The organism is Kitasatospora sp. NPDC004669 (assembly GCF_040609455.1).
Lineage (GTDB): Bacteria > Actinomycetota > Actinomycetes > Streptomycetales > Streptomycetaceae > Kitasatospora.
In genome coordinates, this window is sequence record NZ_JBEXKB010000058.1 from 1 (window position 1) to 12,474 (window position 12,474).

The following is a 12,474-nucleotide window of genomic DNA, read 5'->3' on the forward strand; positions in this document are numbered from 1 at the left end:
GTCTCGCGGCAGCCCACGCCCCACCCGCGGCCCGGCGCCCCCCCCCACCACGCCGGTTGGCCGGCGGCCGCGGCGGCCGTCGGGTGCGTCAGGCGCGGTGGTACTGGACGGGGGAGTGGACCTCGCCGCCCAGCTCGGCGGCGGCGTGACGGGCCCAGAAGGGGTTGCGCAGCAGCTCACGGCCGATCAGGACGGCGTCGGCGCGGCCGGAGGTGAGGATGTCCTGGGCCTGGGCGGGGTCGGTGATCAGGCCGACGGCGGCGACCGGCAGGCCGGCCTCGTTGCGTACCGCCTCGGCGAAGGGCACCTGGAAGCCGGGCGCGGCCTCGATCCGGGCGTCGGGGACGAGGCCGCCGGTGGAGACGTCCAGCAGGTCCACGCCGTGCGCCTGGAGTTCCTTGGCGAGGCGGACGGTGTCCTGCGAGGTCCAGCCCTCGCGGCCGTCCTGCGGGTTCTCGGTGAGCCAGTCGGTGGCGGAGACGCGGAAGAACAGCGGCAGTTCCTCGGGCCACACCGCGCGCACCGCGTCGACGATCTCCAGGGCGAAGCGGATGCGGCCCTCGAAGGTGCCGCCGTAGGCGTCGGTGCGGTGGTTGCTCTGCGGGGAGAGGAACTGGTGGATCAGGTAGCCGTGGGCGCCGTGGAGCTCGATGACCTGGAAGCCGGCGTCGAGCGCGCGCCGGGCGGCGTCGGCGAACTGCCGTACGATCTCGCCGATCTGATCGACCGTCAGCTCGTCCGGGGTGCTGTGCTCGGGGGAGAAGGCGGCGGCGCTGGGGCCGACCGGCATCCAGCCGTGCTCCTCGTGCGGGGCGAGGGCGCGCCCGCGCTCGATCCAGGGGCGCTCGGTGGAGGCCTTGCGTCCGGCGTGGCCGAGCTGGATGGCGGGGACGGTGCCCTGCTCCTTGAGGAAGGAGACGATCCGGCGGAAGGCCTCGACCTGGGTGTCGTTCCAGAGGCCGAGGTCGTACGGGCTGATGCGGCCCTCGGGGCTGACCGCGGTGGCCTCGACGATGATCAGCCCGGTGCCGCCGGCGGCCCGCGCCGCGAGGTGGGTGTAGTGCCAGTCGTTCGGGACCCCGGCGGCCTCGCCGGTCGGCGCGGCGCTGTACTGGCACATCGGCGGCATCCAGACCCGGTTGGGGATGGTCAGTTCCCGCAGGGTGTACGGGCTGAAGAGGTTGGTGCTCATGGTCGGACTCCCGGTGGGGTCGGCGGCGGAGACGCCAGCAGCCGTTTGCAGGTGCGCTCTATGTGCCATGACAATAGTTGCACAGGACGATAAAATTCAAGAGTGACCCGCCCGCGGCCCCACCGCCCGGTCCGCCACAGCCCGTCTCAGCCCGCGGTGTCCGAGCGCAGGAGACCGCGGGCCCGGGCGGCCAGGCCGTCGGCGCCGCACCGGGCGGCCAGCTCCAGGCCCCGGGCGAGCGCGGCACCGGCGGCCGGGGCCGCGCCCAGCGCCTCCCCCAGGTCCACCAGGGCGAGCGCGTGCTCGTAGCGGGCGGGCGAGCGCTCCAGATGCCGGACCGCCTCCGCCAGCAGCTCGGCCGCGCGCGGCCGCCCGTGCACCGCGGCGCCGAGCCGCAGGGCGCTGCCGACGGCCGAGTCCGTCCCGGACTCCCGGGCCCGGCGGACCGCCTCCTCCGCGAGGCCACGGGCCCGCTCCGGCTGGTCGACGGCCACCGCGCGGGCCAGGTGCCCCAGCCACGGCGCCCACACCGTGTTGCGCCACCCGCGTGCGTCCAAGGCCGCGCCCGCGGCGGCCAGCGCCTCGGCCGCCCCCGACACGTCGCCCCGCGCCAGCAGCAGCCGGCCGTACAGCGTGGACGCGTCGGGCAGCACCATCACCGTCGGGTACGGCGGCCCGTAGGCGTGCTCGCGCGCCAGCTCCAGGGCCTCGTCGAGCCGGCCGCGCGCCGCCAGGGTCTCGGCCAGCGCCCCGACCGCGTCCCAGTGCAGCGGGGTGCCCGGGCCGATCCGCTCGGCGATGCGCAGGGCCCGGCGCAGGTAGTCCTCCGCCTCGACGAGGACACCGCAGCGGAACCGGAGCATGCCGGTCAGCAGATAGGCGAAGCCGAGGTGGCCGCCGCTCCACCCGGCCACCTCATAGGCGCGCACCGCCTCGGTGAACAGCTCCTCCGCCCGGTCGACCCGGTCGGCGTACAGGTAGCTGATGCCCAGGACCCCGGGCAGCTCGAAGCCCCAGGTGGTGTTGGTCCAGCCGAGACAGCGCGGCAGCCGCCCGCCCGGCAGCGCCGACTCGGCCAGGGCGATCACCTCCGCGCGGTCGCCGCCGCGCAGCGTGAGGTCCCAACAACGCAGCACGGCCACCGCGTGAGCCAGGCCGTCGTGCTCGAACACGGCCTCACCCGGGGCCGCCCCGTCCTCGACGGTGTCGGCGAAGGCCAGGCCGACCGTGTCCAGCATCCGGGCGAACTCCGCGAGCCGCCGGGAGCGGCCCGGGCCGTCCTCGTCCTCGAACCGGAACGCGGCGAACATGAAGTGGGCGACCTCCAGGCGAAGCCGCCCCGGGCCGGGCCGGGTGCGCGCGGCCTCCTCGGCGCACAGCGCGGCCGCCTCGCCCAGCCGGTTGCTGTGGGCGAGGGCCTGGGCGAGCCGGAAGACCGCGTCCACCCGCAGCTCGGGGCCCAGCCCGTACGGGTCGGCGAGCGCCTGACGCAGCTGGTTGACCGTGGTCGCCGGATCGGTGAGCAACGCCGAGCAGCCGAGTTCGTAGAGCACCGGGGCCCGGTCCTCATCGGCGGGCGGCTCACTGATGGCACGGCGCAGGCAGCGCTGCGCCGCTTCGGGCGCGCCGATGGCCAGGTGCTCGCGGGCCGCCCGGCGCAGCTTGTCGACGATGGCGCCGTCCCCTTCGGGCAGGATCTCCAGCAGGTGCCGGGACGCCGCCAGCAGGCCGAGGCCGGCGTTCTCGACCTCGACGGCGGCGACTCCGTGCATCCCGGTCCGGGTGGCGGGCGACATCGACTGGTAGACCGAGGTGGCGACCAGCGGGTGGACGAACTCCAGCCGGCCCGACGGCGTGCCGGTCAGCACCTGGTGCCGGCGCAGCTCCCGGATGGACTGGGCGGCGGTCTCCGGCCCCTGGGCGCAGATGGCGGCGGCGAGGTCGGGCCGGACGTCGGTGTCCAGCACCGACGCCGCCCAGGCGAAGCGCAGCGCGGTCGGGCCGAGCCGGTCCAGCCAGTGCCGCAGCGTCATCCCCCGTGCCGTGGCGGCGAGTTCGCGCAGCTGCCCGGTGCTCTCCTCGACCGGGTCGAGTCGCTGGTCGGCCACCTCGCGCAGCAGGGCGGCGGTTTCGTACGGGTTCCCGGCGGTGACCGCCCAGACGTGGCGGCAGAAGGCGTCCTCGGCCCGCGCGCCCAGGGCCGCGCGGACCAGGTGCGCGACCGAGGCGGGCTGCAGCGGCCGCAGTTCGTGCCTGCGGTCGGCCCGGTCGGTGAGGCCGCGCTGCAGCGGCAGGGCGTCGTCGGGGAACTCGTCGCGGCAGGCGAGCACCAGCAGGGCCGGCAGCTCCCGGGTGCGGACCGCGAAGCCCGCCAACCAGCCGAGCGACTCCGGGTCGGCCCAGTGCAGGTCGTCCACGATCACCGCCACCGGCGAGCGGAGCTGGACGAGGCGGGTGAGGACGAAGTCCAGCCCGTCGCGCACCCCCTGCGGATCGAGCCGCCCACCGGGCGGCCGCAGTCCCGCCGCCGGACCGACGATCTCCTCCCACGGCCCGAAGACCTGCGCCCGCTCCGCGTCGGACAGGGCCGACAACACCGGCCGCACCAGCTGGCGCACCACGTGGAACGGCTCGTGGCACTGCCGCTGCCCGCCCCGGGCGAACAGCACCGTGCAGCCCGCGCGCTTCGCCGCCCGCCGCACCTCGGTCAGCACCGCGGTCTTCCCCAGCCCGGCCGCGCCGGTGTAGAGCAGCAGTTCCCCGAGCCCGCTGTCGGGCCGGACGAGCGCCTCGATCGCCTGCGCGGCCGACCGGATCTCGGCCTCGCGCTCGTGCAGCGCAGGGCCCTCCCGCCCGGCCTCGTCGCCGCCCCCGCCCTTCCCCTCGGCCACCCGTCGCCTCCAATTCGCCCCGCCGGGGCCGTCGTTGCAGAGGGCCGAGGCTACTGCCGATCGGTCGGCTCCGGTACGGGCTTGACAAAGCCGCCCGGCCACCTCACCCCGGCGGTGCGCGACCACCTCCTGCCGCTGCTGCGCGAGTGCGACGACCCCGTCCTGCCCCACCCCTGGTACCCGCCCTACCTCGGCCGGGAGGTCTCCAGGTGGTTCTGGATCATCTGAACGGCATCGACAGCAAGGGAGTCGACGGTCCGTAGGCAAAAAGGGGCGGCGCCGCCCGGAAGGACCGGGTAGCGCCGCCGTTCGCGCGTCAGCCGTCAGCGCACCGTCTGCGGCACCCGTTGCGCCGGAACGGCCGGCGCCGAAGCCTTAACCGCCGTACCGCCCGCGGCCGGCGAGGCGCCCAGCGCCGTCCCGCGCGTCTCCTCGGCCCACAGCACGCACACCAGCAGCCCGAGGGCCGTCGTCCCGGCGGCGATCAGCATGGTCGGCCCGGTGCCGAGCCCGGACAGCGACAGTGGCAGCAGGTAGGTGCCCACGGCCGCGCCGATCCGGCTCACCGAGGTGGCCACGCCCACGGCGGTGGCCCGGATCTCGGTCGGGAAGAGCTCGTTGGGGTACGTCCAGTCGAGCACGTTGGGCCCGCCGCACAGGAAGGCGTACGCGCACAGCGCGGTCAGGGCGATCGCGGCGGGGGCGGTGGGCCACACGCCCAGCAGGGCGAGCGGGACGGTCATCAGGGCGAAGGACCAGATGATGACGGGGCGTCGGCCCCGGGTGTCGATCAGGCGCAGCGCCGGGTAGCAGCCGAGCAGGAAGACCAGGCTGATCAGCCCGGTGCCCAGGGTCTCCATCACGGTGCCGCCCGGCATGCCGAAGGAGGAGAGGATCTGCGGGCCGAAGGTGAGCATCGCGAACAGCGGACCGACCTGGCAGAGGAAGAACAGGCCGCAGAACAGGGTGCGGCGCCGGTAGGGCGGGGTCATCAGCAGCCGCAGCCCACTGGCGCGCCGGGCGCGTTCGGCCGGGTCGGGCATCAGCTCCCGGCCGTCCACCCGGACACCGAGGTGCTTCTCGACGACGCGCACCGCCTCGCCGACCCGCCCGTTGGCGGCCAGCCAGCGCGGCGACTCGGGGGAGCCGCGGCGGATCACCAGGAAGACCACGCACAGCACGGTGGAGCTGGCCAGCATCCACCGCCAGCTGCCCGGTCCGGCCAGCTCCAGGAACAGGTAGCCCACCACGTAGGCGAGCACCGAGCCGGCGTACCAGGCGACGATCTGCTTCCCGAGCAGGCGGCCGCGGTGCTTGGCGGGCAGCCACTCGGCGAGCAGGGAGGTGGCGATCGGGTAGTCGGCGGCCACGGCCATGCCGAGCACGAAGCGCAGCACGGCAATCGCCCACACCGCTTGGACAAGGGATGGCATCTGCTCGAACTGGCCCTGCGCAACGCCGCCCGGACCACTGGGACGGCCGTGGTGCTGGTCAACCCCGCGTACACGTCGCGGACCTGCTATGCCTGCGGGCACTGCGCACCGGAGAACCGCGAGAGCCAAGCGGTCTTCCGGTGCACGGCCTGCGGGCACCGGGACCACGCCGACGTGAACGCCGCGAAGAACATCAAGGCCGCCGGGCAGGCGGTCTCAGGGCGTGGAGACCTCGGCACTGGCCGGTCTGTGAAGCGCCAACCACCGGCCAGGCACACGCGCACGGGGCGAAGCCCCCACGCGGCGCGCTCGGCCGGAATCCCCGTCCTTTGAGGGCGGGGAGGAAGTCAACCTGAATCAGCCGACCGGGACCGGCACGCCCCGTACGAGGAGCGGAAGACCGGCGCCGTGCTCCCATGCGTCCCAGGCGTCCTCGACGCGCCGGCACTGGTCGTCCGCCATGACCTCGCGCAGCTTGGACTCGGGCACCCAGTGGAGGCCACGGATCTCCTCCGGTGGCTGGTGGCGGCGGACGGCCTCGGCCTGCCGGGGCGTGATCATCCCGCCCGCGTAGACGAAGTTGACGCCCTCGGGGAACTCCGCGGCGGGCACGTAGTCGATCGTGAGGATCGTCCGCACGGCGAGGACGAGTCCGGTCTCCGTCTCCAGGTGCCGACGGGCCGCGAGGTGCGGCAGCTCGTCCTGCTCGGCGCTGCCGCCGGGCAGGGTCAGTCCCTCCCGGTAGACGGGGTCGACCAGGAGGACGAGGAACTCGTCCGACCTGTCAGGGTCTTCGCGCAGGACGAAGACCTGCTGGCCCGATCGCCGAACGGGAGGACGGCTCATGAGGCGGATCCTGCTCAACCCTGCTCCAGATGTGAGAGATTGCGCTGCGCTTCCGGTGAATCACCAGATGTAGCCATGATGGCGTTCCGCCCTCTACGATCGGAAGGCTTTCCCACTTGACAGTTCCCCTGGGTGGGATTCGTGTAGCGGCGGAGGTCTGACGATGCGTGAGACGCGGCTGGATCCATCGGCATCCCCCCTCAAGGCGTTTGGGGCTCAACTGCGCAGGTTGCGCAAGGCGGCAGGCTTTACCCAGACTCAACTCGGCGAGCTGACCAACCTGAGTGATAGTCAGATTTCGAACCTCGAAAGGGGGACGCGCAATCCCACACTTGACTGGGTTCGAAGCGCTGACAAGGCCCTTGATACCGATGGAACATTGGAACTGACGTACTGGAGCCTCAGCGGGTCATCGTTGCTGGAAGGCTTTCCCGAGTACGCGCAGCAAGAGGCGAAAGCCCACGGCATCTCCCACTTCGAGCTGGGCATCGTGCCTGGCCTGGCCCAGACGATGGAGTACGCCGAGGCCTTCGCGTCCGCAGCCGTACGACGCGGCAGCATCACCGAGGAACAGGCCGCAGATCGACTCGACTTCCTGGCCACGCGTCAGAAGCTGCTTGACCGCGGCTCAGCTCCGCGCCTGCACTTCGTCCTGGATGAAGGAGCCCTGTTGCGAACGGTGGGTGGGGTCAAGGTCATGGCGCGGCAGTTGGCGCATCTTGAGGACCTCGCGAGCCGTCCGAACATCACCATCCAGGTGGCGCCGTTCTCGCTCGCGGAAGAGCTGCCGTTCACCATGATGGTCACGTTGCTGACTCTGGCGGATCGAACGCTCCTGGCATACTCGGAGTGCCAGCTACGTGGTTTCCTCGCGCGAGACGCCGATACTGCCCAGGCCTGGGAGCGGGACTACCATCAGCTCCAGGTGGAAGCGCTGTCGAAGGCCGCGTCGCTGGAGATGATCCGCAAGCAAGGCGTGAGAGGAACGTCATGATTCGCCCTGTAGACCTGTCCGACGCCGCATGGTTCAAGAGCAGTTACAGCAACAATGGCGGGTCTTGCGTCGAGGTGGCTCCCGACTTCCCCGGCCTGGCGCCTGTCCGCGACTCGAAGGATCCTCAGGGGCCGGCCCTCGTCTTCCCGTCCGAGGCCTGGGAGTCGTTCGTCGCCGCTGTCCGCAGTGGCGAGTTCGGCGACGTCTGAGCCGAAGCCCGCAATCGTAGGCCCGGACCGAAGCCACTGCGGTCCGGGCCTACGGGCGTCTACGGGGTGCCGCGCCCCGTCCCGCCCTCGGCCGGCTCGTCGTAGGAGGAAGTGCCCGCGTCCAGGAGTGGCTCCTGGGTCTTGAGGCGCGCCGGCCCCGAAAATGAGGACCGGAGCCGGCGCGCGGAGTGTTATCACACCGGGGTGCCCGGAATCTGGGCGAACCCCGAGCCGCAGGCAGCCGCCAGGTTCGACGCGTTGAACGGCGTCCCGGTGATGCTGCACACGGCTTGGTAGATCTTCCCGTCGTCGCTCTCCACGCTGAGGAAGAGCTCGTTGGGGATGTTCGCACCGCTCTCGGTGGCGGACACGTGGGTGCCGATCACACACTTCGGGGCGCCGGGGAGGACGTCGACGTCCACCCATACTCCCGGGTTCCGGCTGTCGTTGAGGAACGCCTCGCCCCTGCGGTTCGTAGCCAGGCGGAACTCGGTGCCCGAGAAGGTTCCGTAGTCCACGACGTCGGAGCTGAAGCCGCGCGCTTCCCGCTCGCAGTGATAGCCGCTTTCCTGACCCGCCGAGTGCCCGGACGTGAGTGCGGGGGCGGTGGAGCCGGCCCGAGCCGTCGAGCCCATGCCGCCCTGGGCGACCGCGGGCGAGGCCAGGAGGATCCCGGCGACCACCGCTCCGGTCACCGTGGACAGGCGTCTGAAACCGTACTTCATTCGTGAATCCCTTTCCTCGGAGGGGTGCGACGCCGGCCCGGCGGCTCCAAGGAAGTTCTCCGACCGGTTCACCGTCAGCGCGGTCTCACCGCGAACGACGTCCAGTGGGCTTCGGAGGTTTCATGGAATCAGGCCGCAGCCCTTCCGCCGGGCACAGGCTGCACACTCGAACGAAGTCGATGATCCCCACAAGGGTGCACGGCAGTTCACGCCATGCCGGAGCCGTCGCTCGCCGGGGGCACGGCGCTGCCCCCGAACGGATCAAGCGTGCGCCGCCACGGGGTGCGCGGCCGCGCGGTCCTCGGCGGCCACCTGGCCGGGCGCCGGGACCGGACCCGCGGCCACCCCGCCCCGCCCGAGGCGCTGCCCCGCCCGAGGCGCTGCACCACTTCCCGAGCCCGCGGCCCTCGCGGATCAGCTGGTGTGAACAAGTTCTGGACAAAGCTTTCACAGTAGTTGACGGTCCATCACCACATCCCCCACGCTGGGCGACACCGACCACGCACTCCACACGCCCGGTCGGTCCGCGTCCACCGGAAGGGGTCCCCCTCGCATGCGCCGAACCTTCGCCGCCTTACTGACCGCCCTGCTCGCCCTGGTGGGTGTCGCCGTCCTGCCGTCCGTCGCGCAGGCCGACACCCCCGGCAACTGCACCACCGGCCGAGGTGCCGGGATGGCCACCGCGAGCTGCGGCAACGTCCCGCCCGGCACCGTCTGGCACGTCGAGACGGTCTGCTTCTACGTCGTCCAGAACCAGCCGTTCACCTACTGGGTCGCCGGCAACACCGTGGTCGGCGACGGGACGTCCAGGTCGGTCTGCCGCCCCGGTGACATCGCCACCGACACCATCCGCCCGGTCGTCATCGGCATGCAGGGCAAGCAGGGCCGCCTGGTCGGCTACGGCGGCAAGTGCGTGGACATCGCCCACGGCAGCACCAACATCGGCACCCCGGTGCAGATCTACGACTGCAACCCCACCGGCGCCCAGTGGTGGACCCTGGGCCTGGACAACTCCGTGCGCGCCCTGGGCATGTGTCTGAACGTGGTGTGGGGCAGCCCCGGCAGCCCCAACGGCACCAAGGTCGAGATCTACGACTGCGTCGGCAGCCAGGGCGAGCAGTGGGTCCCGCAGCCCGACGGCTCGCTGAAGAACGTGCTGACCGGCAAGTGCCTGGACGAGCTCGGCTTCAACACCGCCAACCGCACCCAGCTGGGCATCTGGGACTGCAACGGCCTGGACAACCAGAAGTGGGTGCTCACCTCCTGACGCCCGTCGAGCGCCGTTCGGCGGGCCCGCCTCCCCGGGAGGCCGGACCCGCCGAACGGCGCGCCCCGGCTCCGGCCGGCCGTCAGCGCCGTCCGGCCCCCGCCCGTTGGGCCCCCGCCGGTCCGGTGCGCGGCTCGGCGGCGGCCGCGGCGGCCGTCGTGGCGGGCTGGGCGGGCAGGGCGCGCAGGGCCGCGCGGGCCGCCGCCTCGCCCTCGCCGTACTGGTGGGCCCGGGCGGAGCGGAGGGCGGCGTCGAGGTGGAGCGCGGCCTCCTCCGGGTGGCCGGTGGCGGCGAGTGCGCGGCCGTAGAGGGTCTGCAGGACGACCCGGCGGGTGACCGGGAAGGGCGGGTCGGTGAGGGCCAGGCCGCGGGCGGCGTGGTGGGCGGCCTCCTCGGGGTCGCCGGCCGCCAGGCACTGGTCGGCCAGGTGCTGGCGGGCGAGGGCGACGAGGTCGGCGCGGTCGGCCTGTTCGGCCAGCGCGAGGGCCTCGGTCAGCAGGCCGTGCACCCGGGCCCGTCCGCCGTACCGCGCGCCGCGGCCGTACCGGGCGAGGGCGACGGCCAGGTTGGCCAGGGCGACGGCCTGCGCGGTGCGGTCGCCGGCCAGGGCGGCGAGGCCGGGGGCCTGCTCCAGGTGGGCGAGGGCCTCCTCGGGCCGGTCCTCCTCCAGCAGGACCCAGCCCAGCAGCGCGCGGGCGCGGGACTGGGCGCCCGGGTCCGAGTCGGCCTCGGCGGCGGCCAGGCCGTGTTCGAGCAGCGGTACCCAGCCGTCCCGGACCTGCCACACGATCAGCGGCCACTGCAGGAGCACCAGGCGCCAGGCCCGGTCGTGCAGTCCGGCCGCGACCGCCGCCTCCACCGCGCCGCGCAGGGTGTCGCGTTCGGCGGCGTACCAGGCGAGTGCGCCCGCCCGGTCCGGGAACGGCCGGACCTCGACGGGCCGCCGGGCCCCGGGCGGGGGGACGCAGCACGGCTCGCTGCCCGGCTCGGCGGCGGCGCACGCGGCGAGCAGGGTGTTCACCAGGTGGTCGAGCAGGCGGGGCAGCGCCTCGGCGTCGTCCTCGCCCGGACGCAGCGGCAGGCTGCGGGCGTAGAGGCGGACCAGGTCGTGCAGGGTGTAGGCGTCCCGGCCGATCTCGACGACCAGGTGGGCGGTGGCCAACTGGCCGAGCGCGCCCGCGGCCCGGGGCAGTGCGCAGCCGGCCAGCGCGGCGGCGGTGCGGCTGTCGAGGGTGGCGCCGGTGTGGGTGCCGAGCCGGTGGAACATCCGGCGGGCCGGCTCGGACAGGTGCTGCACGGTCAGCGCCAGGGCGGCCGCGACACTGGTGTCCTCCACGTCCAGCAGGCCCAACCGGCCCTGCTCGTCGGCCAGTTCGTCGGCCAGCGCGGCCAGGCCCCGGGTCGGGCAGGTGGCGACCCTGGCCGCCGCCAGGCGCAGCGCCAGCGGCAGCCCGTCGCACAGGGCGGCCAGCCGGGCGGCGGCCTCGGGCTCGGCCGAGACCAGCTCCCGGCCCAGGGTGTCGGCCAGCAGGGTGACGGACTGCGGCGCGGACAGCTCGGCCAGCGGGACGGGCCGGGCGGCGTCCGAGGCGACCAGGCCGCCGAGCCGGTCGCGGCTGGTCACCACGGTGACGCAGCCCTCCCCGTCGGGCAGCAGCGGGCGGACCTGCTCGGAGGTGCGCGCGTTGTCCAGGACGATCAGCATCCTGCGCCCCGCGGTCGACTCCCGGTAGCGGGCGGCCATCGCCTCGGGGGAGTGGGGCATCTGCTCGGCCGGCAGGCCGAGGGCGAGCAGCAGCTCGCGCAGCACCGCGGGGGTGGAGCGCTCGGGCAGCGGGCTGTGCCCGCACAGGTCGACGAACAGCCGACCGTCGGGGAAGTCCTCCTGCCGCCGGTGGGCCCAGTACACGGCCAGGGTGGTCTTGCCGACCCCGGCCCCGCCGGCGACCACGGCGATCGCCCCGGGGGAGGCGGTGGCCCGGTCGAGCGCGGCCAGCTCCTCCCGGCGCCCGGAGAACCCGCGGGGGCGCCGGGGGAAGGGCCAGGGCGCGGGCGACGGCGGGGCTTCGACGGCCGGGGCGGGCGGGGCACCGGAGCGCAGCAGCGCCTCGTGCACCCCGGCGAGTTCCGCCCCCGGGTCGATCCCCAGCTGCTCGGCCAGGGCCCGGCGGGTGCGGTGGAACCACTCCAGCGCCTCCGAGCGCCGCCCCGCCTGCCCGAGCGCCGTCATCAGCACCGCCACCAGCGACTCCCGCAGCGGGTTGAGCGCCGCCTCGGTGCCCAGCACCCCGGCCGCCGCCCCGTGGTCGCCGAGCCGACCGTACGCGCGCGCCAGCTCCTCCAGCGCCGCGAGCCGCAGTTCCTCCAGCGCCTGCGCCGCGCACCGCAGCGGCAGGCTCGGCGACGTCCCGGCCAGTGCCGGCCCCCGCCACAGCCCGAGTGCCTCGCGCAGCGCCGCCACCGACTCGCCCGCGTCCCGGGCCGAGCGGGCCGACCGTACGAGGCGCTCGAACCGCCCGGCGTCCACCGCCGAGTCGGGCACCCGCAGCAGGTACGCGCCGCCGTCGGTCACCAGCTCGACCCCGCCGTCGGCGGCCCCGTGCGCGGCCAGCAGCGCACGCAGCCCCGACACGTGGTTCTGGACGACCGTGCGCGCGTGCCGGGGCGGTTCCTCGTCCCACATCGCCTCGGTCAGCCGCCCGACCCCCACCGGCACGCCCGGGTTCAGCAGCAGCATCGTCAGCAGACTCCGGCGCTTGACCGACCCGACCGCGAGCTCCCGCCCCTGCGCGGCCACCACGGCCACCGAGCCCAACAACCGGAACTCCACCCACGCCCCCACCGCGCTCACCAGCAAATATGACAAGCATATGGCGGCGGGCGGCCTCCCCATCGCAGAGCGCGCGCCGGTAGCGGT

At 74.0% G+C, this 12,474-nt stretch carries 11 protein-coding genes; 5 read left to right on the plus strand and 6 right to left on the minus strand.

Annotated features, from left to right (window positions below):
- Nucleotides 1–88 precede the first annotated feature (88 nt).
- Together ABZW30_RS35010 and ABZW30_RS35015 are read right to left on the minus strand one after the other, a co-directional pair.
- Nucleotides 89–1,192, minus strand: coding sequence for an NADH:flavin oxidoreductase/NADH oxidase (locus tag ABZW30_RS35010; protein WP_355675279.1), 1,104 nt, complete (start codon nucleotides 1,190–1,192; stop codon nucleotides 89–91).
- A 146-nt stretch (nucleotides 1,193–1,338) separates the two neighbouring features.
- Nucleotides 1,339–4,083 carry an AAA family ATPase gene (locus ABZW30_RS35015; RefSeq protein WP_355675280.1) on the minus strand — a complete coding sequence of 915 codons (2,745 nt, stop codon included), beginning with the start codon at nucleotides 4,081–4,083 and terminating at the stop codon, nucleotides 1,339–1,341.
- 81 nt (nucleotides 4,084–4,164) lie between these two features.
- Between ABZW30_RS35015 and ABZW30_RS35020 the strand changes: the two genes are divergently transcribed.
- Nucleotides 4,165–4,311, plus strand: coding sequence for a hypothetical protein (locus ABZW30_RS35020; protein ID WP_355675281.1), 147 nt, complete (start codon nucleotides 4,165–4,167; stop codon nucleotides 4,309–4,311).
- Nucleotides 4,312–4,406: 95 nt separating this feature from the next.
- Here ABZW30_RS35020 and ABZW30_RS35025 read toward each other — a convergent pair whose 3' ends face one another.
- Nucleotides 4,407–5,516 carry an MFS transporter gene (locus ABZW30_RS35025; protein ID WP_355675282.1) on the minus strand — a complete coding sequence of 370 codons (1,110 nt, stop codon included), beginning with the start codon at nucleotides 5,514–5,516 and terminating at the stop codon, nucleotides 4,407–4,409.
- A 51-nt stretch (nucleotides 5,517–5,567) separates the two neighbouring features.
- Here ABZW30_RS35025 and ABZW30_RS35030 point away from each other — a divergent pair, with 51 nt between their 5' ends.
- Complete coding sequence (locus tag ABZW30_RS35030) at nucleotides 5,568–5,849, plus strand: zinc ribbon domain-containing protein (RefSeq protein ID WP_355675330.1); 282 nt, start codon at nucleotides 5,568–5,570, stop codon at nucleotides 5,847–5,849.
- Between the two features lie 24 nt (nucleotides 5,850–5,873).
- Here ABZW30_RS35030 and ABZW30_RS35035 read toward each other — a convergent pair whose 3' ends face one another.
- Nucleotides 5,874–6,362: an NUDIX hydrolase gene (locus ABZW30_RS35035; RefSeq protein WP_355675283.1), complete on the minus strand. Its 489-nt coding sequence runs from the start codon at nucleotides 6,360–6,362 to the stop codon at nucleotides 5,874–5,876.
- Nucleotides 6,363–6,525: 163 nt separating this feature from the next.
- Here ABZW30_RS35035 and ABZW30_RS35040 point away from each other — a divergent pair, with 163 nt between their 5' ends.
- Both ABZW30_RS35040 and ABZW30_RS35045 read left to right on the plus strand, forming a co-directional pair.
- Nucleotides 6,526–7,356, plus strand: a complete 831-nt coding sequence (locus tag ABZW30_RS35040; protein ID WP_355675284.1) for a helix-turn-helix transcriptional regulator — start codon at nucleotides 6,526–6,528, stop codon at nucleotides 7,354–7,356.
- Nucleotides 7,353–7,565 carry a DUF397 domain-containing protein gene (locus ABZW30_RS35045; protein WP_355675285.1) on the plus strand — a complete coding sequence of 71 codons (213 nt, stop codon included), beginning with the start codon at nucleotides 7,353–7,355 and terminating at the stop codon, nucleotides 7,563–7,565. The genes ABZW30_RS35040 and ABZW30_RS35045 overlap by 4 nt, the downstream gene beginning before the upstream one ends.
- A gap of 194 nt (nucleotides 7,566–7,759) precedes the next feature.
- Here the strand turns inward: ABZW30_RS35045 and ABZW30_RS35050 are convergent, their stop codons facing one another.
- Nucleotides 7,760–8,290, minus strand: a complete 531-nt coding sequence (locus ABZW30_RS35050; RefSeq protein WP_355675286.1) for a hypothetical protein — start codon at nucleotides 8,288–8,290, stop codon at nucleotides 7,760–7,762.
- Nucleotides 8,291–8,843: 553 nt separating this feature from the next.
- Here ABZW30_RS35050 and ABZW30_RS35055 point away from each other — a divergent pair.
- Nucleotides 8,844–9,557: an RICIN domain-containing protein gene (locus ABZW30_RS35055; protein WP_355675287.1), complete on the plus strand. Its 714-nt coding sequence runs from the start codon at nucleotides 8,844–8,846 to the stop codon at nucleotides 9,555–9,557.
- Between the two features lie 82 nt (nucleotides 9,558–9,639).
- Here the strand turns inward: ABZW30_RS35055 and ABZW30_RS35060 are convergent, their stop codons facing one another.
- Nucleotides 9,640–12,408: an AfsR/SARP family transcriptional regulator gene (locus ABZW30_RS35060; RefSeq protein ID WP_355675331.1), complete on the minus strand. Its 2,769-nt coding sequence runs from the start codon at nucleotides 12,406–12,408 to the stop codon at nucleotides 9,640–9,642.
- Between the last annotated feature and the right edge of the window lie 66 nt (nucleotides 12,409–12,474).